Here is a 24,148-nt window from a genome sequence, read left to right as displayed (position 1 = left end):
AGTGGCTTAAAAAGGCAACTTTATTTGACACTACCATTACAATAGGGAGGAGTATAATATGAAAAAAATGGTTTTTATATTTTTGGCAATGTTTTATTTTAGTAATTTGACTAATGCAGCGATAAGTAAGGAGATGTTTTTAAAAGAAGTAAAAGATGTAGTGAAAAAAGGAGAAGACATTCATGTAAATTTTTATGCTCGTGTAAAAAAAGAAGAATTGAATAACTATATAGAAAAAAAATTCAAAAAATTCAATGATACTATTTCTGAGAGAGAAGCAGTTGCATTTTTAGCTTCTTTGATGGCTAAAATTAAAGATGGGCATACTACAGTTTTCCTAGAATTAGGAAAATTTTTAAAGAGAGATGTTAAATTCTTACCTTTTAAATTTTATATAATCGGAAATAAAGTATATTTGATAAAAGATTATAATAATAAAATAACCAAAGGTTCTCTAATTTTAAAAATAAATAATAATCCTGTTGATAGAATTATAAAAAATATATCTGAGCATATATCTTATGATACAATTGGTTGGAAAAAATTCAAATTAAATAATGAGTTTTTTATGTATTATTATTTATTATATAACCCTACAAAGCAGTATGAAATCGTTTATAGAGATAAAAAAGATAATCTTATAAAGAAAAAAATTATAAATGGAATTGGTGTAAAAGAGTATAAAAAAATATTTATAAAAGAAGAGAAGAAATATAGTTTTAAACAAATTTCATCAAAAGTAGCAATTATGAGAATAAAAACATTTGATTATGATCAAGAGTATTTTTCTTTTTTAGAGAAATCATTTTCGGAATTAAAAAAGAAAAGGATAAATAATTTAATAATAGATATTAGAGATAATGGCGGTGGAAATAGTGATTGTGGTGAATTATTAGGCAGATATATTACAAATAAAAAAATCAGAGTGTTTTCTTATATTCAAGTAAAGGTTTGTAAAGAGTTAAAAAAAGATCAAAACAAATATGGTATTCATAAGAATAGTTACAACTGAAATGAAATAACTGATAAACAAAATGGAAAAATTTTAAAAAGTAATGTAAAAGAAGTATGTGGTATAAACAGATATAGTGGGAAGGTATTTGTTCTTGCAAATGGAGGAAGTTTTTCAAGTGCAACTTCATTTTTAGGAATGGTCCAAGCTTATAAATTAGGAACAATTATAGGCGAAGAAAGTGGAACTAGATATAGTGATTATGGAAATGCAATTTCTTTTAGAACGAAGTATACTAAAACTTTGATATCTATTTCAAATAAATATTTAAGTGATCCAAGTGAAAAGAAGATAAAAAGAGGAGTTATTCCAGATATTATAGTGAGGCCTAAAATTGATGATATAATAAATGGTGTAGATACTCAATTAACATATATATTAAAAAATTTAATACATTAAGGAACGTTTAAAAAATAATTTTCTCATATTTTGTTATAAAAATGGTTGAAACGTTGCATACGTTGGGCGTAGTTTTTTATGTGGTTTTCATAAAAGAACCTTGAGCCTTTTATAACAAAATCGGAAGGTTATTTTTAAGCCATTCCTTATTAACCCGAGTTTTATGTGATTTTGTAACAGTTAGAAAATTTTAAATTTTTTTCAAATCGAATTCAATGGAATTAAGGGCTTAATGCAAAAAAATACCAGGAATCTCAATGTAGTGGCAAATATAAAACTCGGGTTAAATTTATTATAAAATGGTTAGACCACAAGAACTATAATTTTAATATTTTTTCTAAAATTACTGTTGCTCAAACCATTGATTCTATTAGACTGATTTTTTGAAAAAAGGTTAAAAATACCTTTTTGTGGTTGAACCATAAAATAGATATAAAAATTTATAAAATATTGAATTGAAAGTTGGTGTGAATAATATTGAATATTAAATATAAAAAAAATATTAAATATCTAGTTTTATTGGATTGCTTTTCTTCTTTAGTGTTTCAAAGAGGGATTTTTATTTTGTTTTTAATTTATTTAGGAATATCAAATATGAAAATAGGATTATTGCAATCTTCTCTCTTTTTTGTTATATTTTTTACTGAATTTCCTTCAGGAGTAATAGGAGATAGAATGGGAAGAAAGAATACTTTATTAATATCAGTTTTTTTTAATATATTAAGTTTATTACTTATGATTTTTCATTATAACTTTATTACCATATGGATTAGTTTTGTTTTTGAGGGGATATCAATGTCTTTTTTTTCTGGAACTTATTCTGCTATTTTTTATGATAGTTTAAAATTATACGGAAAAGAAGATAAGTATTTAAAATATAGTGGGAATACTAGCACTATTGTTAATTTTTTATTGGGAATATCAATTATAGTAGGAGCTTTTCTCCAAAATATATCATGGGAAATTGTTTATATTTCTACTCTTACAGCAACTTTAATTGGAGGGATTTTTTTACTTTTTGTTTATGAAAAAAAAGGAGATAGTATAATAGATACATCTAATATGAAAAGTATAGATTTTTTAAAAGAGTTAATTAATTTTTTTGAAAAAGAAGAAGCTAATAAATTATGGCTTTTAATTATTGCAACTTCTATATTAGAAGCTGTTGCATCTTATTATTACATTATAAGTCAATCTTTATTTGATTCACAAAAATTATCTATAGAAAAAATAGCTCTAATTTATGGTAGTTTACAAATACTAACGGCTATAATGCATAAGATTTCTATAAAAATTAATTCTAAATTTAAAATTAATAAAATTTTATTAACTTCTTCGATATTATATATTTTGTTATTATTATTATTGATTTTTAATAATAGCTTTATAAGTTTAATTGTTTTATTATTAGTAACTGCTTTATCAGATATATCATACATTTCACAAGATAATTTTATTCAAAAGATGATTCCAAGTGAATCCAGAAGTTCTTTGCTATCATTGTTTTCTTTTACATCTTCAGTTATTACGGGATTAATTTATATAATTTTTGGTAAATTAGGAGATATATTTTCTCAAAACGTATCATTTACTTTATTGGTAATTCCTTGTTTTGGGGGATTATTTTTACTTAATTTATATTTTCAAAATATAAATTATTTAAGTATAAAAGAATAAGAAAAAGAATTATAAAATATGTAGCTAGAATATAAAAATGTGATTAAAAGAATAAGCAGTGTATAATTAAATGAATAAAATTTGTAATTTTTAATTGAAATTGTTTTTCCTACAAAAACTTGACACTATCCTTTTCATATTACTTTTGACTTTTTAATATAAAAATGATATGATTTTATAAGTTAAAAATAAAAATAGAGGTGTGAAATATGAAATTAATAATAGGACTAGGAAATCCAGGTAAAGAATATAAAGATACAAGACATAATATAGGATTTGCAGCAATAAAAAAATTTGCAGATGACATTGGAGTTTCGAATTTTAAAAATAAATTTAAAGGAATAGTTGGGGAAATAAATTATAAAGGGGAAAAATTAATATTATTACAACCACAAACATTTATGAATTTAAGCGGAAATTCTGTAGTGGAAGCAGTAAATTTTTATAAAATAAATCCTGAAAAAGATATTATTGTAGTGTATGATGATATGGATTTAGATATTGGTAAATTAAGAATTAGATTAAAAGGAAGCGCAGGCGGACATAATGGTATAAAATCAATTATTTCACATATTGGAGATAAATTTCCAAGAATAAAAGTTGGAATAGGAAAATCCAAAAGTAGAGAAGCAACAGTAAATTATGTGTTGGGTAGATTTAGTAAATCAGAAAGAGAAGACATAGATGAGAATTTAACTGTTATTTTAAAAATATTAGATGAATTTGTAACAGAAGAAAATTTAGAAAAAATTATGTGTAAGTACAATAAAAAATAAACTACGCTTCATCTGGTAGAGTATAAATATTTTTCTAAATTTTTGGTTTCTGAAAAATTTTGCCTTGAAAAATTGCATATTTCAAAAAAATGGTGTAGCTTATTTTCTGAAGAAATTTATACTTTCTAGTAAATGAAAAATAAGCTACGCTTATGAACAAATAAATTTCCAGTTCTTTCTTAGAAAAATGGTTATGATTCATCCCTTTTTTCTAAGAAAGTCTGAACACATTATTATCCTATAAACTCTTAAAAAATCGACCTAGTTCTATAAGACTGTCATTTCGAAATTCTATAAAATTCCTATAAAAAAATAGAAAAAAACTATGTTATATGCTATAATATAAAAAAATATACTATAAATTTTAATTTGTTAGGAAAGTATAAATTTATTTAGAAAATAAGCTATGGAATGGCTTAAAAATAACTTATCCTTTTTGTTTTAAAAGGCTCAAGGTTCTTTTATGAAAACCACATAAAAAACTACGCCCAACGTATGCAACGTTTCAAGCATTTTTACAACAAAATATGAGAAAATTATTTTTTAAACGTTCTTATGCTATTTTTTTAATTTTATGATTTTACTCACAAAACAACATGGAGGAATAATGGACAATCACGATTATAGAGTTTTAGAATTTGATAAAATAAGAAATATTATATCAGGATTTGTATATACAGAAGAAGTTCAAAATAGAATATTAAATTTAGAGCCTTTAAAAGATATAAATGAAATAAAAAAAAGTATGAAAATAATTGAAGATTATATGGATTTACTTAGATATGATGCTGGAATTGAGCTAGAAGGATTAAAAAATATAAAAAATGTAATAGAAAAAACAGAACTTATTGGTACATATCTTTCACCAGAAGAATTTTATTATATAAATGAAAATTTAAAGCTTTTTAGAAGAGCAAAAAATAAGATAGAAAGTTTAAAAGATAAATATAGGGCATTATATCTATTTTTTAAAGATGTTCCAATATATAAAGGGATAGAAGAACTAATAAGCAAAGTTGTAGATGAAAATAAAGAGATAAAAGATGATGCTTCTTTAGAAATTAGAGAGATAAGAAGACAAAAAAAATCTATAAATGATACTATTAATAGAAAATTTGACGAAATTGTAAATAATCCAAATAATGCAAAAGCTATTCAAGAAAAAATAGTTACAATAAGAGATGGAAGATGTGTAATTCCAATAAAAGCAGATTTTAAAGGGCAAATAAAAGGAATAGAACATGATAGGTCTAGTAGTGGAGCAACTATTTATATAGAGCCACTTAGCGTAGTATCTTTAAACAATAAAATAAGAGAACTTGAAGTAAGGGAAAGAGAAGAGATAAGAAAATTATTACTTAGATTAACAGATACAATTAGAAATAATAGAGATGGAATTGAAAATTTAGCAGAAAACATTTTAGAAATAGATTTTTTAAATTCAAAAGCAATGTATTCTATAGAAAATGATTGTAAAATACCTAAATATAATGATAGAGAATATCTTAAATTAATAAAAGCAAGACATCCTTTGTTAAGGAAAGAAGAGAGCGTTCCACTTACATTTGAAGTTGGTAAAAAATATAATATAATGTTAATTACCGGGCCTAATACAGGTGGGAAAACAGTTACATTAAAAACAGCAGGATTAATAACTATTATGGCACTATCTGGAATACCTGTACCAGCAGATGAACAAAGTGATATTGGGATGTTTAATGGAGTTTATGCAGATATTGGAGATGAACAAAGCATTGAGCAAAGTTTAAGCTCATTTTCATCACATTTAAAGAATATAAAAACAATTACAGAAAAAACCACTAGAAATAGTTTGATATTATTAGATGAATTAGGTTCTGGAACAGACCCTATAGAAGGTGCAGCTTTTGCAATGGCAGTTGTTGATTATATAAAATCTAAAAATGCTAAATTAATAGTAACGACTCATTATAGTGAAGTAAAAGCTTATGGATATAATGAAGAGGGGATAGAAACTGCATCTATGGAATTTGATGTAGAGACGTTATCTCCAACTTATAAACTATTAATGGGGATACCTGGGAAAAGTAATGCACTTATAATTGCTAAAAAATTAGGATTAAAACCTGATATAATAGAAAGAGCAGAAAAATATATAAGCGAAGAAGATAAAAAAGTAGAAAATATGATAAGAAATATAGAAGAGAAAAGCAGAGAAATAGAAGCAGAAAAATTGAAAGTAGAGGAACTTAAAGCAGATTTTGAAAAAAAAACTAGAGAATATGAAGAAAAATTAGAAGAGATAGAAAAAGAGAAAAATAATACATTAAAAGAAGCGTATGATAAAGCAGATGAATTACTGAAAAATATGCAGATGAAAGCAAAAGCTTTGGTAGATAAAATTCAAAAAGAAGAAAATATAAAACAAGATGCAAAAGAGACACAAAAAAGTTTAAATATGTTAAGAAAATCTTTAGTAGAAGACAAAGAAAAAACAGTAAAAATAATCAAAAAAAGAAACAAACATATAGATATAAAAGTTGGGGAAGATGTATTTTTAACAAAATTAGGTCAAAATGCAATAGTTTTAAAAGTTATGGAATCAAAAGGAGAAATACAGGTACAAGCAGGGATATTAAAATTAATGGTTTCAATAGATGATGTGAAAAAAATTGAAAAAAAGAAAAAACAAAAAAGCAGGTCAAAAAATTATGCATTTACAAAGTCAAGAGTTAGAAGTGAAATTGATTTAAGAGGAGAAACTTTAGACGAAGCAATAATTGACTTAGATAACTATTTGGACAAAGCAATGCTAAATAATTATCAAGAAATTTATATTATTCACGGAAAAGGGACTGGTAAATTAAGAATAGGAATACAAAAGTATATAAAAACAAGCAGATATATTGCAAGTTTTAGAGATGGGAATATGAATGAAGGCGGATTAGGAGTAACAGTTGCTGAATTAAAATAAAAGCATACGATTTTGGAGGTATACAATGAAAAATTTATTTGCTCTTGATGTTGGGACTAGAAATGTAGTTGGATTATTAGTCGATTATGAAGAAAATAAAATTATAATAAAAAAATCAATAACATTAGAGCATGAAACAAGAGCTATGGAAGATGGTCAAATTCATGATATAGAAAAAGTATCTGAAACGGTATTAAAAATAAAAGAAAGTATAGAAAATGGAGAAGAAAACAGAGTAACACAAGTGGCAGTAGCAGTAGCAGGAAGAGCATTGGTAACATCAAGTGCTAAAGCTGAAAAAGAATTTAATCCAAAATATGAAATAACTGAAGAAAATGTGGCTACTTTAGAATTAATAGCAGTACAAAATAGTATGATAAATTTAAGTGAAAAATATAAAGAATATCATTGTGTAGGTTACACTGTAAGCGAATATAAATTGGATAATGAATATATAAAAAATCCAAAGTTGCAAAAAGGAAGCAAATTAGAAGTAGAAGTTTTAGCTACATTTTTACCTAAAATAGTTGTGGATAGTATATTCACAATGGCGAAAAAAGTTAATTTGGAGATAATTAATTTAACATTAGAACCAATTGCAGCAATAAGTGTGGTAATTTCAGAAGATATGAGGAAACTTAACTTAGCATTGGTAGATATAGGGGCAGGCACATCAGATATTGCTGTTACTAAAAGTGGTAAAATAATTGGATATGAGATGGTTCCAATGGCTGGGGACGAAATAACAGAAAAAATATCAGAAGAGTATATATTAGATTTTTCAGAAGCTGAAAAAATAAAAAGAGAATTAAATAAAGATATAGAAAAAGTTGGGTATACAGATATTTTAGGAATGGAATATGAAATAGATAAAAAAGAGATATTAGGGAAAATAGAACCTGTAATACATGAATTATCACATAAAATTGCTGATAAAATTCTCGAATTAAATGGGAAAGCACCTCAAGCTATTATATTAATAGGTGGAGGAAGCTTAATTCCGCTATTGAGAGAAAATTTAAGTGAAGCTATTTCATTGCCAATACAAAGAGTAGCTGTAAGAGGAACAGAAATAATAAAAAATATGGTAGATAAAACAAATATGCTTACAACAGCAGAATTTATTACACCTGTTGGGATTGCAAATATGGCAATAAACGGAAGAGGATTTAAAATAATATCTGTAACAATTAATAGGATTTCACACAGAGTTTTTTCATTTAAAAATAGTATAACTTTAAGAGATACACTGTTGTCTTCTGGGCTAAGTATGAAAAAACTATATAGCAGTTCTGGGAATCCAATTACATTCAAATTAAATGGTAAATTGAGATTTGAAAAAGGGGAAATAGGACAGCTTGCAACTATAAAAGTAAATGGTGAAAAAAGAAGTTTAGAAGATGAAATATTTGATAATGATGAGATAGAAATTATTTATAAAAGAGCAGGAAGAGATGCTGTTTTTTATATAGAAAATTTAAAAAAAGAATATAAAAATATAGAGGTAAAAATTAATGATGAAAAAAAGATATTAGAACCAATTATAAAGGTAAATGGTGAAATTAAAGCTGATAATTATCTTATAAAAGATAATGATGAAATTGAAGTTAAAGAAAAATTTTTAGCAAAAGATATATTAGATTCGGAAAATAGTCTAAAATTTTATATAAATGGAAAAGAGATGGAAATATTAGTTCCAAATGAAATTTTATTAAGAGATAATAAAGAATTAGATTTAAATAGTGAAATTTTTAATGGCGATATACTTGAAACTAAAAAAATAGATAAAGCTATGCTAAAAGTAAAAGATGTAATGGATATAACAGAAGAAAGCGAAGAGATTAAAGTTACTGTAAACGGTGAAATTATAAATTTTGGTAAAATAGGAGTGGAAATATTAAAAAACAGTAAAAAAACTTCTGGAGAAGATATTATAGAAAATGGGGATAGAATTGAAGTTGCAGGAAGTTCTAGCTCAAAATTAATATTATCAGATATTTTTAATTATTACAATCCAGAAGATTTAATAAAAGAGAGAGGAGGAGTGCTACAAATAGAGTTAAATGGTAAAAAGGCAGAATTTATAACACCGATTAAAAATAGAGATGTTATAAAGTTGTATTATGCTAAGACTTTTAAAAAGTAGATTTTTAAAATCATACTACTACATATAGTTGTGTGAAGAAAACTAAACATATTTTTGTCGGTCAAACATATTATGAATAATTATGGTAGTGTCAAAAGTTTATGAAAACTATGAGAAAAACTAAAAAAATAAAAAGCAGAAAAAGAAGAAGAAATTTATGCTAAAATCATGAAAAAACCCTAAGATTTTTTATAGAATTAAATTGAAAATATTAGAAAGAAATAAAAAACAAAAAGCAGAAAAATCCATCACTTTTGAGAAAAAAGTAATGGTAAGGCAGAAGTAAAATTATAAAAATTATGCTATATGTTTTTCAGGAATAAAATATTGAGATAACTCAATAAGTTTACCCCAACGAGCAGGCATGTTGGGTAAATCAGTAAGTTCAGGAATAACAACAGGTACGTTATTTTCCAAAGAAGAATGAGGCCGAAGGAAATTAAAATACGCTGTAAATAAAGTAACAGAAGTAAAAGCGCCAGAATGAGAATTGTAACCGTTAGTATAATGATAATTTTCTTTAAAGGTTCTGTTCAGTCTTTCAATAATTTGTTTAAGAGGCCTAAATTTTTTAGAAACTTTATCTTTATTAGTTAAACCGATGACTTGTTCAACGTTAAAATTAATGTCGTGTTGAGCAAAGAATTGTTGTGCTAGCAAGTATATGGGGTTGCCATCAACAATGACTTGGAAGTCTTCAGGGAGCTCCCTATACTTGCTAATAACATCAATAAGAGCTTTGCAAGCAGATTTAGTATCTCTTGAAGAAGAAGTATAATGAGATAAAATAATTTTTTTCTTAGTATCAAAGAAAAAGAAAATATATTTCCATTTACCAAGGACTTTAGTGTAAGTTTCATCACCACAAATGGAGTCAGAAAGTTTATAGGGATAATTGTCAATAATAGGTTTAACATTGGTGGCGACAGCTTTAGCATAATTTAAAATAGATTGATAAGAAATATTGATGCCGTGAATTTCTTTTAATAAATTGGCAGTTTTTCTTGCAGAGATACCAAAATTAATATTGTAAGAAAGAATAAGCCCTAATGTATAAGGAGAAACTTGTATCTTAGATAAATCACTTGGAATAGGAACGAGAGAATCTTTATCAAGAGAATTAAAATCAAATGTAAATTCTCTATAAATATAATGAAGTTTAAATTTACTAGGATCATTTTTATAAATTTTTCTTTCGTCAGCATCCATTTTTTGTAGATTTTTCAAATAAAAAGAGCATTTTTTATTTGTACATTTGTGGACGAAGAAATCTTTACGCTCCTTAATTTTTTCAAGAGTTTTGCCACAATGAGGACATTTAAAAACAACAAATTTTGCAAAGTGATTTTTTTCATGGAAATTGGTATTGCATATTTTACATTTAAATTGACCTTTATGTCCGTTGTTATCATAAATATATATATGAGGAGCACCACAAATGGGGCAAATCAAGCTTTTGGGAACGGAGCTTTCTTTTCTGCGTTTAATGGGTTTTAAAGGCTTATTGTGTTTAAGTTGGTATTGTTCAAGAAGTATTTTATAGTCAAATTTAACAATTTTTTTAAAAATAGGCATTTTATCAACAATGAGTCTATGGTATTTTTTATCGATGGGTTTATCATCAGATTTAGAATTAAGAAACTCGAATTTTTTACCTAGAGCAAAGATCATTAAAGCAATAATTAATTTTTGTTGAATGGCAATAATTTTCAGCAAAGTGTACACATATTTTGGCATAAGAATCTCCTCCTAATTTGGTGTATTTTGTTACTGGTTATAATAAAATATTACCTTATTTTGGGGGAGGAGTCAAATATAACGCGCAAAGATAATAAATATAAAGGATAGTGACTTAAAAAGGAAACTTTATTTGACACTACCATAATTATGAGGAGAGTGAAAAAATGAATGTAAGGGGATTAATTTTAATTTTGGTGAATGTATTTCTTTTTTACAAAGCTTCAAATTTCTTTATGCTAAGAGATAAATCTGTATATATATTATTTGGAGTAGTAGCTGGATGGGGAATAGAATATTTTATTGATGTAGTAATGAAAGCTTATAAAGAAAAAAAATCTGTAAAATCAGAAAAAACAGGAAGAGGTAAAATATTAGATAGTAGTGCAATTATTGATGGAAGAATATTAGATATATTAGAAACTGGATTTGTAGAAGGAGAAATTATTATTCCTAATTTTGTTTTAGAGGAGCTACAATATTTAGCTGATTCAGAAGATAATATGAAAAGAGCAAGAGGAAGAAGAGGACTTGATTTAATAAAATCAATTCAAGCTAACAAATCAAATAAAGTAGTTGTGGAAGATAAAGATTATAAAATAAAAGAAGTAGATGCAAAACTTGTAAAATTAGGAAAAGAGTTAAATGGAGATGTAGTTACAACAGATTATAATTTGAATAAAGTGGCAACAATTCAAGGAGTAAAAGTTTTAAATATAAATAAATTATCAAATGCATTAAAACCAGTGGTTATTCCAAATGAAGAACTTGAAATAGAGTTAATAAAAAAAGGAGATAGAGATGGACAAGCAGTTGGTTATTTACATGATGGGACAATGGTTGTAGCAGAAGATGGAGGACCATTTTTGGGAAGAACTATTACTCTTGTGGTAACAAGTGTATATCCAACAGCAGCAGGAAGAATGATTTTTGGGAAAATAAAGAGAAGATGAGATATTATTATATTGTAGCGGCAGCAGGTATAGGAAAAAGGATGAGGCTTGATTATCCAAAACAATTTTTAGAGTATAAAGGGAAACCAATTTTTATAACTACAGTAGAAGAGATAGAAAAAAACAGTAAAGTTACAGATATTATAATTGTAACTAATAAAGATTATATAAAAGAAGTTAAAGAGATGATAAAAAAATATAGATTAAAAAAAGTGAAAGAAATTGTAGCAGGTGGAAAAGAAAGACAAGATTCTATATATAATGGGTTAAAATTAATAGATGATAACGATAGTATAGTTGGGATACAAGATGGAGTGAGACCATTTATAAAACAAAATTATATAGATGAAGGATATAAAAAATTAAACAAAAATAGTACTATATCTGGAGTAGTGGTAGGAGTAAAAGTAAAAGATACAATAAAAGAGATAGATAAAAATAAAAATATTGTAAATACTCCTAAAAGAGAAAAATTAATAGCAGCACAAACACCGCAAATTTTTAGAACGCAGATATTAAAAAAGGCATATGAATCAGCTTTTGAAAATGATTATTATGGAACAGATGATTCTTCATTAATGGAATATATTGGGGAAAAAATAGAAATAATAGAGGGAAATTATAATAATATAAAAATAACAACACCAGAAGATTTAGTGTTTTTAAAGCAAAAGGAGTGAAATTAAATGGGAAAAAAAATATTTATTTATGATACAACATTGAGAGACGGTTCTCAAATGAAAGGAATAAATTTTTCAGTAGAAGATAAACTGAGAATAGTAAAAGAACTTGATAAAATGGAGATTGATTATATAGAATGTGGGTGGCCAGGTTCAAATCCTAAAGATGAAGAATTTTTTAAATTAATAAAATTAACAAAAATGAACCATTCTAAAATAGCAGCTTTTGGAAGTACGAGACATCCTAAAAATAGAGTAGAAGATGATGTTAATATAAAAAAATTAATAGAGGCTGAAACTGACGTTGTAACTATATTTGGAAAAACTTGGGATTTGCATGTAGAAAAAGCATTAGGAATAACATTGGAAGAAAATTTAATATTAATAGAAGATTCTATAAAATATTTAAAAGAAAATGTAAAAGAGGTATTTTTTGACGCAGAACATTTTTTTGATGGATATAAATCAAATCCTGAATATGCGTTAAAAGTATTAAAAGCAGCAGAAAAAGGTGGAGCAGATATAATTGTATTGGCTGATACAAATGGTGGAAGTTTATATTATGAAATAGCAGAAATTATTGATGAAATAAAAAAAGTTATAAAAACTCCGTTTGGAATTCACGCACATAATGATAGTGGATTAGCTAATGCTAATTCTATAGAGGCAGTTAGAAAAGGCGGAATTCAAATACAAGGAACAATTAATGGCTATGGAGAAAGATGTGGAAATGCTAATTTGTGTGAGATTATACCTAATTTAATGATTAAAATGGGATATGATGTTATTGGAGATAAATTAACTAAAATAACAAAATTATCAAGATTTGTAAGTGAAATATCAAATAGAAGTCAAGCAGAAAATATGCCTTATGTTGGAGGAAATGCTTTTGGACATAAAGGTGGAATTCATGTAAGTGCAATAATGAAAGATACTCATACATATGAGCATATAGAACCTGAAAAAGTTGGGAATAAAAGGAATGTATTAGTGTCAGACCTTTCAGGGAAAAGTAATATATTGTACAAAGCAAATGAACTTGGAATAAAATTGGATAAAAATGATAATGTAGTAAAAGAGGTAATAAAGGCAATAAAATCTTTGGAAAATCAAGGGTATGAATTTGAAGGAGCAGATGGCTCTTTTGAATTATTATTAAAAAAAGCAATGAAACAAAGAAAATACTTTTTTGATTTAATTAGTTTTAGAATGATAATAGAAAGAACAGAATTAAATAAAATGATATCTGAAGCAACTATAAAATTAGATGTAGATGGGAAAGAAACGCATACTGTATCTGAAGGAGATGGACCAGTAAATGCTCTTGATGCAGCTCTTAGGAAGGCACTATTACCACATTATCCACAAATAAAAGATATGGAATTAGTTGATTATAAAGTAAGAGTTTTAAATGGTAAAGATGGAACAGCAGCAAAAGTAAGAGTTTTAATAGAAACTGTAGATAAATTAACAGGAGAGAGATGGGGAACAGTTGGGGTTTCTGAAAATATTATAAAAGCAAGTTGGGAAGCGTTGATTGATAGTGTGGAATATTATTTGAATAATTGATGGACAATGGATAATTGAAAATTGACAATGAAAAGATAAAGAGAAAATAAAAAATTAAAACCATATAAAACAACGGAGGTACAAATAATGAAAGAATTTAATATAACAGGAACTTGTATTCCTAGTGAACATTATATGGTAGATACCTCGTTAAAATTAGATAAGATAATAAAATTAATAGAGAAAAGAAAATATTTTATAATAAATCGTCCACGACAATTTGGGAAAACAACAACAATGTATCTATTAGATAGAAGATTGAAAGAAAATAGAGAATATTTATTAATAAAATTAAGCTTTGAAGGGATGGGAGAAGAATTTGCAAGTGAATCAAGATTTGTAAAATCTTTTATAGAATTAATAGTAAAAAAAATGAAGTTTTTAAATAAAAATAAAATAGTAGATTTTATTGAAAATTATAAAGAAGTAGAAAAAATAAAGCAATTAGATGATTTTATAACAGATTTAGTATTAGAAATAGATAAAAAAGTAATTTTAATGATAGATGAAGTAGATAAAAGTAGTAATAATCAACTATTTTTAAATTTTATTGGCATATTGCGAACAAAATACTTAATGAGAAATGAAGGCGAAGATTATACATTCCATAGTGTAATATTAGCAGGAGTACATGATGTAAAAAATATGAAATTAAAATTACGACCTGATGAACAAAGGCAATATAATAGTCCTTGGAATATAGCAGTAGATTTTGATATAGATATGAGCTTTAGTGCAGATGAGATTAAAACAATGTTAATAGATTATACAAATGAAACAAAAGTAGAGATGGATATAGATTTTATGGCTAAAAAGCTAAGAGAATTTACATCAGGTTATCCATTTTTAGTAAGTGCATTGTGTAAAATAATAGATGAAAAATTAAATAGAGATTTTAGTGAAAAAGGGTTAGAAGAAGCAATTAAAATAATGTTAAATGAAAATAATACATTATTTGATGATTTGATAAAAAATATAAATAGATATGATGAACTGTATAATTTAGCAGAAAGAATAGTTCTTGATGGAGAGGAAATACATTATAATTTAGATGCTCATAATTTAGGAGTAATGTATGGAATATTTAGAGAGAGTAGAAACCATAAATTAATAATTCATAACAAAATATTTGAAATACGTTTATATAATTATATGATAGCAATGAGAGAGATAAAAAAAGGAGCTGCGCTTAACTATAAATATATGGGAAAATTTATAGATGAGAACGGCGATTTAGATATGGAATTAGTTTTAATTAAATTTCAAGAATTAATGAAAGCAGAATATAGAAAAATAGATGAAAAATTTGTAGAAAGAGAGGGAAGACTTCTATTTTTAGCATTTTTAAAGCCTATAATAAATGGAACAGGGTTTTATTTTGTAGAATCAGAAACAAGGCATTCTAATAGAATGGATATAGTGGTGACATATAATAATAAGAAATTTGTAATAGAGTTGAAAATATGGCGTGGTGGACAATATGAACAAGAAGGAAGGGAGCAGTTGTGTGGATATTTAGAAGCACAAAATTTGAACAAAGGATATATGATATTTTATAATTTTAATAAGAATAAAGAGTATATAAAAGATAGATTAAATGTAGCGGGAAAGGAGATATTCGAGATAGGAGTTTAGGGATAATTTATAATGAATAATGAAAAGAAAAAAAGCTAAAAAGAAAAAATTTAGCCACCAATTTACACTAATTTACACAAATAAAAGATAAAATAAAAGATAAAAAAATATAAATAGAAAGAATATTTTATTTAGTAGTTTTAGGAGGAGGATAGATGAAACTTAAAATAGCATTAGCACAGACAAAGCCTTATCTTGGAAGTGTAGAAAAAAATTTAGATATAATGTATAAAAATATAGACGAAGCAATAGAAAATGGTGCAGATATTATAGTGTTTCCAGAACTTGCGGTAACAGGGTATAGTTTGAAAGATATGGTGCCTGTAGTAGCAGTATGGAAAGAACAATTTTATGAAAAAATATTAGAATATAGTAAAAAAATATCTATTATTTTTGGTGGAGTAGAAGAAAGTAAAAATCATCAATTTTATAATTCTGCATTTTATGTAGAGGATGGAGAGATAAAACATATACACAGAAAAGTTTATTTGCCTACATATGGAATGTTTGATGAATATAGATATTTTGCAAAAGGGAATAAATTTAGAAGTTTTGATACAAAATTTGGGAGAATAGGAATGTTGGTGTGTGAAGATGCTTGGCATATGTCATCAGCTTATATTTTAGCACAAGATGGAGCAGACTATATTTTTGTATTATCAAGTAGCCCATCAAGAGGAATAAATGATAAAGAAAAGCTATCATCAATAAAAACTTGGGAAAATATAAATAGAGTTTATGCGGATATGTTTAATTTATATCTTATATATAGTAATAGAGTTGGATATGAAGATGGAATTAATTTTTGGGGTGGTTCTGAAGTAATTGATCCTTTTGGAGTAGAAGAAGGAAAAGCAAAATATTTTGAAGAGGAACTACTATTTGTAGAAGTTGAAAAACAAAAGATAAGAAGAGCTAGAATATATTCTCAAACATTAAAAGATGAAGATATAAGTTTGACATTAAGAGAATTAAATAGAATAGAAAAAAATAAATTTGAAAATATAGATTAGGAATAATAGGAGGAGGATTGATGTTTGAAGATATAAAAGTTATAAAAGAAAGAGATCCTGCTGCGAAAAATTATTTAGAGATATTATTTCTTTACCCTGGATTGCATGCGGTAATTTTTTATAGAATTTCTCATCTCTTATATAGAATAAAAATACCAGCATTAGGATGTTTTATTATGTTTTTGGTTAGAATGTTAACAGGAATAGAAATTCATCCAGCTGCTAAAATAGGAAAAAGATTTTTTATAGATCATGGAATGGGGATAGTAATAGGAGAAACAACAATAATAGGAGATGATGTAACACTTTATCAAGGTGTAACATTAGGTGGAACAGGAAAAGAAAATGGGAAGAGACATCCAACAATAGGTAATAATGTAATTGTAGGAGCAGGAGCAAAAATATTAGGTTCATTTGAAATTGGAGATAACGTTAATATTGGAGCAAATGCAGTGATATTATGTGATGTACCAAGTAATGCAACAGTAGTTGGAATTCCTGGCAGAATTGTTAGAATGAATGGAGAAAAAGTAAAAGCATCTATTCTTAATTTAGACCATGTAGACTTGCCAGATCCAGTTATGAAAAGAATGAAAGATTTTGAAAAAGAGGTACATATATTAATAAAAGAATTTAAAGAATGTAGAGGAAATTGTAGAATAGAAAAAAGGGAGGATATTTAAAAAATGAAAAAAGTTTGGATTTCTGTAGCGATAATAATGTTTTTAGGAGTAATGGGGTATGGAATATTTTTAAATGTAAGTAAAGCTGATATTATGGATTTTGTAATTAAGGATAGTGATGTAGTAGGAATTAGCAAATCAAATGATAAAGATATATTGGAATTAAATGAGAGAATAAAAGATTATATGAAAACTAAAATGCCTAAGGAATATGAAAAAGCAAAAGGTTCTATGGAATTGGAAAAATATATAAAGCAAACTCTTGTTGTGCATGAATTTCAAAAAATTGAAGATATAAAAAGTGCAAAAGATATACAATTAGCTATTATATTAGATAGTGGAGAGTTGTATTCTGTGGCACTAACTCAACTAGATAAATTTTTTGATAAAGATGGGAATAGTTATATATTAAAAGATGAATATATTGAGAGTTTATTCCAACAAAATAATGTTACTGAAATTTATAAAAAGGAATTGAAAAATATTAAAATTTATATGAGACCTTATAAAGGATATTTTGTATTAACTTTATCAAAAGATTATTTAGATAAATATATTAATTTAGTAAAAAAAGGTGAAACTAACAAAAGAATGTTAGATAAAATTAAAACTGAAGGAAATAAATATGTGTATTATATAGTTGATGCAAATAAAATTTATAATAGTTATAAAAAATATATTCCTGAAAATAATTATATAACAGATTTAGATTTTGCAACTATATATTCTAAATATATAAAAGCGAAAGATTCAATAGTTTTTAGTATGAAACTTAATGGAAAAGGTGATATATTTAAATTATTAAGCACAAATAAACTTAACAATAGGAATTTAGAAACTAGTATTAGTGATAATGAGTTATATTTAGCAAATAACAGCTTTTCAAATTTAATAAAATATATATTAAATGATATAAAAAAATATAAAGGTACAGATTATTTGTCAGTATTAGATCTATTTACAGGTGGAAAAGGAGAGAATTTATTAGATAGTGTAGGAAATGAAATGATTTTAAAAGCAGATACAGAAAAAAATATTTCTGCTGTTTTAGATTTAAATTCTAAAGATGGATTAGAAAGAGTATTTAAAAATTTAGGATTATTACCTCAAAATGGAAAATATATTATATCAAATAAGATGAATGTAAAGTTTGATAAAGCGGGTAAATTAATATTAAATGATTACAAAATAAAAAATAATAGTATAAAATTAGAGAATAATACATTTTTATATAGCAATATAGATTTATCAAAATTAATGCCACAGTTTAAGATGAAAAACAGTAGCTATAAAATAGCTGGGATTTCTGATGGAAATAGTATAGAATTGAAATTTTCTTTTAATGTAAAAGCATTTTTTGATATATTGGATTTAGCATCAACTTTAGAAAATAATAATAAATCTAATATGATAGATTCAAAAAAAATTAATAAAGAAGAAGCTAATGCGAGTGAAAAAAAATAAAAACAGATCAGATAATAAATATATTGTATTAGGAGGATAAAATGCTTAAAATTTATAATACTTTAACTTCTAAATTAGAAGAATTTAAATCAAGAAAAAAGAATGAAGTGGATATGTATGTTTGTGGGCCTACAGTTTATAATTATATACATATAGGGAATGCGAGACCTATAATATTTTTTGATACTGTTAGAAGATATTTAGAATATAAAGGCTACAAAGTAAATTATGTACAAAATTTTACCGATATAGATGACAAAATGATAAATAAAGCAAATGAAGAAGGGAAATCAGTAAAAGAGATAGCTGAAAAATTTATTGGAGAATATTTTAAGGATACTAAACCTTTAAATATAAAAGAGAGTACAACTAAACATCCAAAAGCTACAGAGTATATAGGTAAAATGATAAAATTGGTAAAAGAATTACAAGAAAAAGGATATGCTTATGAGTCAAATGGAGATGTTTATTTTGATGTATTTAGTGATAAAGAATATGGAAAATTAAGCCATCAAAAAGTTGAAGACTTAATATCAGGAGCAAGAATAGAAGTAAATGAAAATAAAAAAAATCCATTAGATTTTACTTTATGGAAAAAAGCTAAAGAAAATGAGCCAAAATGGAATTCTCCTTGGGGAGAAGGAAGACCAGGGTGGCATTTAGAATGTTCTGTAATGAGTATGGATGAGTTTGGAGAAACTTTTGATATCCATGGTGGTGGACAAGATCTTATTTTTCCACATCATGAAAATGAGATAGCTCAATCAGAATGTTCAACAGGTAAAAAGTTTGCAAATTATTGGATGCATAATGGCTATATAAATATAAAAGGAGAAAAAATGTCGAAATCAAAAGGCAATTTTTTTCTGTTAAGAGAAATTTTAGAAAAATATAATGGAAGAATATTAAGATTTTTTGTATTATCTTCTCATTATAGAAAACCTATAGAATTTAGTGAAGATGAATTGAAAATGGCTAAAACAGGATTAGAAAGAATAGAGACTTTTATGAAAAGAATAAAACTATTGATAAATAATCCAATAGAAAATATGGAACAATCAGAAAATAAATATTTAAAAGAGCAATTAGTTATATTTAAAGATAAATTTGAAGATGGAATGGATAATGATTTTAATAGTTCAAAATCTTTAGGGGCTATATTTGAATTAATAAAAGATTTAAATAAATTTTTAGATAAAGAATCAAATCCAGAAATTTATAAGAATGATTTAAATGAAATATATAATTTAATAAAAACTATTTTAGAAGATGTATTTGGAGTTGAATTAGAATTAGAAACTAAAATAGAAGATAATTTAACAAATGAATTAGTTGAATTGTTATTAGAAATAAGATTTAAAGCTAAAAATATGAAAAATTGGGAATTAGCAGATACAATAAGAAATAGACTAAAAAAACTAAATATAGTTTTAAAAGATGGGAAGGATAAAACAACATGGGAAATTCAAAATTAAAAGAACTTAGTAGCTTAGCTCTGGCTTATCTTGGAGATAGTATATGGGAATTACATATAAGAGAGTATTTCGTAATGAAAAATTATAAAGTTGGGAAATTAAATAATTTAGTAGGAAAATATGTTAATGCGAAAAGTCAGAATATAATTTTTGAAAAAATATTTGAAAATTTACCAGAAGAGGAAAAAAGTATTGCATTAAGAGCAAGAAATGCTAAAATAAAAAGTTATCCTAAAAGTTGTACTCAAAAAGAGTATAAAAACGCTACTGCACTAGAGGCGTTAGTTGGATATTATTATTTGAACAATGAGAAAGATAAAGTTAATAATTTGATAGAAAAATATATAATAGAGGGTGAAAAAAATGGCTAAATTATTTCATAAATCGTTTTTTAGTATGAATAAAAGTATAGGAATAGATCTTGGGACAGCAAATACGCTTGCGTATTATAAGCAAAAAGAAAAAATAGTTTTGAATGAACCTTCAGTTGTGGCAGTAGATAGAGTTACAAAAAAAGTTTTAGCAGCAGGGAAAGAAGCAAAAGAGATGTTAGGAAAAACACCTGATAATATTATAGCAATAAGGCCATTAAAAGAGGGAGTTATTGCAGATTATGATGTAACAGAGCAGATGCTAAATCATTTTATAAAAAAAGTTTTTGGTAAATTTAATATATTTTTACCAGAAGTAATGATATGTGTTCCTATAGAAGTAACAGGAGTGGAAAAAAGAGCAGTATTAGAAGCAACTTTGGCTGCAGGAGTCAAAAGAGCATACATTATAGAAGAAGCTAGAGCAGCTGCACTTGGAGCTGGAATAGATATATCTGCTCCAGAAGGGAGTATGATAGTTGATATTGGCGGAGGTTCTACTGATATAGCTGTTATATCTTTAGGAGGAACAGTGGTAAGTCGTTCTATAAGAACAGCTGGAAATAATTTTGATGAAGATATAATAAAATATGTGAAGAAAAAACATAACCTTTTAATAGGTGATAGAACAGCTGAACAAATAAAAATTAAAATAGGAGCAGCACTTCCATTAGAGCAAGAGGAAGTAATGGATATAAAAGGGAGAGATCTGTTGACTGGGCTTCCTAAAACAATTGTTATAAATTCTAATGAAGTATTAGAAGCAATAGAAGATTCATTAATGGTAATAGTGAATATAGTAAAACAAGTACTAGAAAAGACACCTCCAGAATTAGCAGCTGATATAGTTGATAAAGGAATTGTAATGACTGGTGGAGGTTCTATGATAAGACACTTTACTAAATTAATGTCAAATAATACTCAATTACCTGTAACATTAGCAGATAATCCATTGGAATCAGTTGTACTTGGAGCAGGGATAGCACTTGATATGGCAGATGTATTAAGAAGGTTGGAAAAGGCGGAAAGATAAATGGGATTTAAAGATTTTTTAGGAGATGAAAATGCAAAAAAAATATTAACAAATGAATTAAAAATGAAAAAAAGTTCTGGAACATATCTTTTTTATGGGAAAAAAGGTGTAAATATTTTTGAATTTGCAATTAATTTTGCAAAAGCTATAAATTGTCCAGAAGTTGAAAATGATTATTGTGATGAGTGTAGAGTATGCAAAAGTATTGATAAAAAAATTTATGCTGATCTGAAAATTTTGGATATGGAAGACAAAAGTGTAAAAGTAGAACAAGTAAGAGAAATGATAATAGAAGCTTCAAATAGTAGTTATGAAGGTGGGGCAAAAATTTTTATTTTAAATAAAGTAAATAAATTAAATAAAGAATCAGCAAATGCTTTATTAAAAACAATAGAAGAACCTGTAAAAAATACATATTTTATATTATTGACTCATAATTTAAATTTATTAAAAACAATTATTTCGAGAAGTAGTTTAGTTGAAATAAAACCTCTTTCTTATAAAAAATTAGAGGTTACTGAAGAGATATATGATTTTTTTGATGGAAATATGGAAGAAATTTTAGAAAGTAAAAATATTAAAGAGTTTAATAATAATTTTGAAGAAGAATTAAGTTATGAAAATATATTTGACAATTTAAAAAATTATATAGAGTTAAAAAATAACTTAAAAGAGGATTTAAAAGATATAGAAACAAAAGAATCAGAAATGAAAGATATGTCCACGCAAAAGATAAAATTTAAAGTTAATATAATAAAATGTATAATTGATTATATTAATAAAAAAAGATTTTTATCAGAATTAGAAATTATAATTTTTGCTGAAAAATTAGCATTAGAAATTGGAAAAAATAGAGAGTTTTTAAGGGATATTTTATATATATTTTTATTAAAAAAGCAAAAAATAGAAAAAAATATTAAAAATTTAGAAAAATTACTTGAGATTAAGGAGAGTTTGAATTATAATGTAAATGTAGGATTAGTTTCATACAATTTTTTTAAGAATTTTTAAGCCATTTCTAAGGAGTTGTTAAAATTGATAATAATTATAGATTATAAAATGGGAAATTTACCAAATGTAAAAAGAGCTTTAAATCTATTCACTGATGATGTAGAAATAAGTTCGGATATAAATAAAATAAGGAAAGCAGATAAACTTATTTTACCAGGTGTTGGAGCATTTGGAGATGCAATGAAAAATATAAAAAAAATGGGACTAAAAGAAGTAATAATAGAAGAAGCAAAGAAAAAACCGTTACTTGGAATATGTTTAGGATTACAGATTTTATTTGAAAAAAGTGAAGAAGATCCATCTGAAGAAGGATTAGGATTGATAAAAGGTGAAGTTTTAAAATTTAAAAACAATACAGGATTAAAAGTTCCAGAAATAGGTTGGAATAATATAAAAATAAAAAAAGGAAATAAAATTTTAACAAGAATAAAAGATAATAGTTATTTTTATTTTGTACATTCATATTATGTTAAGCCATCAGAAGATGTGACTATTGCAACTACTGATTATGGAATAGAATTTACCTCAGCAATAGAAAAAGGGAATATAATGGCTACTCAATTTCATCCAGAAAAAAGCCATGATGAAGGACTTATAATTCTTGAAAATTTTATAAATTTATAGGAGGCAAAAAATTAATGACAAAGGAAGAAATGATAAATAGAATAAATAAATTAAAAAAAGAAAAAAATGCAGTAATATTAGCACATAATTATCAAACAGGGGATATTCAAGATATAGCTGATTTTACAGGAGATTCTTTAGAACTTGCAAAAAAAGTTGTAGATGTAAAGGCTGATATAATTGTATTTTGTGGAGTTCAATTTATGGCAGAGATGGCACATATGTTAAATCCAGAAAAAAAGGTATTATTACCAAGAAAAGATGCAGGCTGTCCAATGGCGGATACAATAACAGGAGAAGATGTGAGAAAATTAAGAGAGCAATATCCTGACTATACATTTATAGCTTATGTAAATACAAATGCAGATGTTAAAGAGCAAATAGATATTTGTTGTACATCAGCAAATGCATTGGTAATAGCTAAAAATGTGGATAATGATAAAATTGTATTTATGCCAGATAGAAATTTAGGGAATTATATAAAAGAAAATGTTCCTGAAAAAGATATAGTATTATGGGATGGAGAGTGTAATGTTCATAATAGAATAACTTTGGAAGAAGTGAAAAAGGCAAAAGAGTTACATCCAAATGCAGTTCTTATAGCTCATCCAGAATGTAAACCCGAAGTTGTAAAGTTTGCAGATGAGGTTTTGAGTACAGGAGGTATGGTAAAATTTGTAAAAGAGACAAAAGCAGAAGAAATTTTAGTTGGAACAGAAGAGGGAATGATTCATAGATTGCAAAAAGAAGCTCCTAATAAGAAATTTTATTCTGTATCAAGAAATTTTGTATGTGCTAATATGAAAAAAACACATTTAGAAGATATATTAGAAAGTTTAGAAGAAGAAAAATACGAAATAACTCTACCTGAAGAAGCACGAAAAAAAGGGAAAAAGACATTGGATGAGATGTTGAAATACTTATAGAGAGGTGGAAG

18 protein-coding genes and 1 pseudogene are annotated in these 24,148 nt (G+C 25.8%); 18 read left to right on the top strand and 1 reads right to left on the bottom strand.

What is annotated here, in order from left to right; all coding sequences use genetic code 11:
- Nucleotides 1-58 precede the first annotated feature (58 nt).
- The 5 genes and pseudogenes from RDY08_RS08925 (at nucleotide 59) to RDY08_RS08905 (ending at nucleotide 8,963) form a co-directional block, all read left to right on the top strand.
- A pseudogene (locus tag RDY08_RS08925) lies at nucleotides 59-1,411 on the top strand (S41 family peptidase).
- A gap of 564 nt (nucleotides 1,412-1,975) precedes the next feature.
- Nucleotides 1,976-3,088 carry an MFS transporter gene (locus RDY08_RS08920; protein WP_372339414.1) on the top strand — a complete coding sequence of 371 codons (1,113 nt, stop codon included), beginning with the start codon at nucleotides 1,976-1,978 and terminating at the stop codon, nucleotides 3,086-3,088.
- A 209-nt stretch (nucleotides 3,089-3,297) separates the two neighbouring features.
- Nucleotides 3,298-3,864 carry an aminoacyl-tRNA hydrolase gene (gene pth / locus RDY08_RS08915; protein WP_307904027.1) on the top strand — a complete coding sequence of 189 codons (567 nt, stop codon included), beginning with the start codon at nucleotides 3,298-3,300 and terminating at the stop codon, nucleotides 3,862-3,864.
- Between the two features lie 607 nt (nucleotides 3,865-4,471).
- Nucleotides 4,472-6,817: an endonuclease MutS2 gene (locus tag RDY08_RS08910; RefSeq protein WP_307904026.1), complete on the top strand. Its 2,346-nt coding sequence runs from the start codon at nucleotides 4,472-4,474 to the stop codon at nucleotides 6,815-6,817.
- 25 nt (nucleotides 6,818-6,842) lie between these two features.
- Nucleotides 6,843-8,963 carry a cell division protein FtsA gene (locus RDY08_RS08905; protein ID WP_307904025.1) on the top strand — a complete coding sequence of 707 codons (2,121 nt, stop codon included), beginning with the start codon at nucleotides 6,843-6,845 and terminating at the stop codon, nucleotides 8,961-8,963.
- A 297-nt stretch (nucleotides 8,964-9,260) separates the two neighbouring features.
- Here the strand turns inward: RDY08_RS08905 and RDY08_RS08900 are convergent, their stop codons facing one another.
- Entirely contained in the window at nucleotides 9,261-10,700 is a 1,440-nt protein-coding gene (locus RDY08_RS08900; protein WP_307904024.1) for a DDE-type integrase/transposase/recombinase, read from the bottom strand.
- Nucleotides 10,701-10,867: 167 nt separating this feature from the next.
- Between RDY08_RS08900 and RDY08_RS08895 the strand changes: the two genes are divergently transcribed.
- The 13 genes from RDY08_RS08895 to nadA all read left to right on the top strand — a co-directional run bounded on the left by RDY08_RS08895 (nucleotide 10,868) and on the right by nadA (nucleotide 24,137).
- Entirely contained in the window at nucleotides 10,868-11,653 is a 786-nt protein-coding gene (locus RDY08_RS08895; RefSeq protein ID WP_307904023.1) for a PIN/TRAM domain-containing protein, read from the top strand.
- Complete coding sequence (ispD, locus tag RDY08_RS08890) at nucleotides 11,650-12,333, top strand: 2-C-methyl-D-erythritol 4-phosphate cytidylyltransferase (protein ID WP_307904022.1); 684 nt, start codon at nucleotides 11,650-11,652, stop codon at nucleotides 12,331-12,333. Before RDY08_RS08895 ends, ispD begins: the two co-directional genes overlap by 4 nt.
- A 6-nt stretch (nucleotides 12,334-12,339) precedes the next feature.
- The gene (gene cimA / locus RDY08_RS08885; RefSeq protein WP_307904021.1) at nucleotides 12,340-13,902 is read left to right on the top strand and encodes a citramalate synthase; all 1,563 of its coding nucleotides are present in this window, start codon (nucleotides 12,340-12,342) and stop codon (nucleotides 13,900-13,902) included.
- Between the two features lie 87 nt (nucleotides 13,903-13,989).
- The gene (locus tag RDY08_RS08880) at nucleotides 13,990-15,537 is read left to right on the top strand and encodes an AAA family ATPase (protein ID WP_307904020.1); all 1,548 of its coding nucleotides are present in this window, start codon (nucleotides 13,990-13,992) and stop codon (nucleotides 15,535-15,537) included.
- Between the two features lie 155 nt (nucleotides 15,538-15,692).
- Nucleotides 15,693-16,550 (top strand): nitrilase-related carbon-nitrogen hydrolase, encoded by an 858-nt coding sequence (locus RDY08_RS08875; protein ID WP_307904019.1) that lies wholly within the window; start codon nucleotides 15,693-15,695, stop codon nucleotides 16,548-16,550.
- Nucleotides 16,551-16,570: 20 nt separating this feature from the next.
- Nucleotides 16,571-17,233, top strand: a complete 663-nt coding sequence (cysE, locus tag RDY08_RS08870) for a serine O-acetyltransferase (RefSeq protein ID WP_307904018.1) — start codon at nucleotides 16,571-16,573, stop codon at nucleotides 17,231-17,233.
- Nucleotides 17,234-17,236: 3 nt separating this feature from the next.
- Nucleotides 17,237-18,697, top strand: a complete 1,461-nt coding sequence (locus RDY08_RS08865) for a hypothetical protein (protein ID WP_307904017.1) — start codon at nucleotides 17,237-17,239, stop codon at nucleotides 18,695-18,697.
- A gap of 41 nt (nucleotides 18,698-18,738) precedes the next feature.
- On the top strand, nucleotides 18,739-20,172 hold the full coding sequence (cysS, locus tag RDY08_RS08860) for a cysteine--tRNA ligase (RefSeq protein ID WP_307904016.1): 1,434 nt from the start codon (nucleotides 18,739-18,741) through the stop codon (nucleotides 20,170-20,172).
- Complete coding sequence (locus RDY08_RS08855) at nucleotides 20,154-20,543, top strand: Mini-ribonuclease 3 (protein ID WP_307904015.1); 390 nt, start codon at nucleotides 20,154-20,156, stop codon at nucleotides 20,541-20,543. The genes cysS and RDY08_RS08855 overlap by 19 nt, the downstream gene beginning before the upstream one ends.
- Nucleotides 20,536-21,576, top strand: a complete 1,041-nt coding sequence (locus RDY08_RS08850) for a rod shape-determining protein (RefSeq protein WP_307904014.1) — start codon at nucleotides 20,536-20,538, stop codon at nucleotides 21,574-21,576. Before RDY08_RS08855 ends, RDY08_RS08850 begins: the two co-directional genes overlap by 8 nt.
- On the top strand, nucleotides 21,577-22,587 hold the full coding sequence (locus RDY08_RS08845) for a DNA polymerase III delta subunit-related protein (protein WP_307904013.1): 1,011 nt from the start codon (nucleotides 21,577-21,579) through the stop codon (nucleotides 22,585-22,587). It begins immediately after the preceding gene.
- Between the two features lie 24 nt (nucleotides 22,588-22,611).
- Entirely contained in the window at nucleotides 22,612-23,211 is a 600-nt protein-coding gene (gene hisH, locus RDY08_RS08840; protein WP_307904012.1) for an imidazole glycerol phosphate synthase subunit HisH, read from the top strand.
- Nucleotides 23,212-23,225: 14 nt separating this feature from the next.
- Entirely contained in the window at nucleotides 23,226-24,137 is a 912-nt protein-coding gene (nadA, locus tag RDY08_RS08835) for a quinolinate synthase NadA (RefSeq protein WP_504928428.1), read from the top strand.
- Nucleotides 24,138-24,148: the final 11 nt, after the last annotated feature.

The sequence above is a fragment of the Haliovirga abyssi genome (genome assembly GCF_030295325.1).
In the GTDB taxonomy this organism is placed as follows: Bacteria; Fusobacteriota; Fusobacteriia; order Fusobacteriales; family Haliovirgaceae; genus Haliovirga; species Haliovirga abyssi.
This window is presented reverse-complemented; position numbering and strand designations above follow the sequence as displayed.

Bases quoted from the DNA above. Each gene is read 5' to 3' on its own strand.
- nadA (WP_504928428.1), top strand. From the start codon at position 23,226: ATGACAAAGGAAGAAATGATAAATAGAATAAATAAATTAAAAAAAGAA.
- RDY08_RS08880 (WP_307904020.1), top strand. From the start codon at position 13,990: ATGAAAGAATTTAATATAACAGGAACTTGTATTCCTAGTGAACATTAT.
- RDY08_RS08905 (WP_307904025.1), top strand. From the start codon at position 6,843: ATGAAAAATTTATTTGCTCTTGATGTTGGGACTAGAAATGTAGTTGGA.
- RDY08_RS08895 (WP_307904023.1), top strand. From the start codon at position 10,868: ATGAATGTAAGGGGATTAATTTTAATTTTGGTGAATGTATTTCTTTTT.
- cimA (WP_307904021.1), top strand. From the start codon at position 12,340: ATGGGAAAAAAAATATTTATTTATGATACAACATTGAGAGACGGTTCT.
- RDY08_RS08845 (WP_307904013.1), top strand. From the start codon at position 21,577: ATGGGATTTAAAGATTTTTTAGGAGATGAAAATGCAAAAAAAATATTA.
- ispD (WP_307904022.1), top strand. From the start codon at position 11,650: ATGAGATATTATTATATTGTAGCGGCAGCAGGTATAGGAAAAAGGATG.
- RDY08_RS08855 (WP_307904015.1), top strand. From the start codon at position 20,154: ATGGGAAATTCAAAATTAAAAGAACTTAGTAGCTTAGCTCTGGCTTAT.
- pth (WP_307904027.1), top strand. From the start codon at position 3,298: ATGAAATTAATAATAGGACTAGGAAATCCAGGTAAAGAATATAAAGAT.
- RDY08_RS08900 (WP_307904024.1), bottom strand. From the start codon at position 10,700: ATGCCAAAATATGTGTACACTTTGCTGAAAATTATTGCCATTCAACAA.
- RDY08_RS08865 (WP_307904017.1), top strand. From the start codon at position 17,237: ATGAAAAAAGTTTGGATTTCTGTAGCGATAATAATGTTTTTAGGAGTA.
- RDY08_RS08875 (WP_307904019.1), top strand. From the start codon at position 15,693: ATGAAACTTAAAATAGCATTAGCACAGACAAAGCCTTATCTTGGAAGT.
- cysE (WP_307904018.1), top strand. From the start codon at position 16,571: ATGTTTGAAGATATAAAAGTTATAAAAGAAAGAGATCCTGCTGCGAAA.
- RDY08_RS08910 (WP_307904026.1), top strand. From the start codon at position 4,472: ATGGACAATCACGATTATAGAGTTTTAGAATTTGATAAAATAAGAAAT.
- RDY08_RS08850 (WP_307904014.1), top strand. From the start codon at position 20,536: ATGGCTAAATTATTTCATAAATCGTTTTTTAGTATGAATAAAAGTATA.
- cysS (WP_307904016.1), top strand. From the start codon at position 18,739: ATGCTTAAAATTTATAATACTTTAACTTCTAAATTAGAAGAATTTAAA.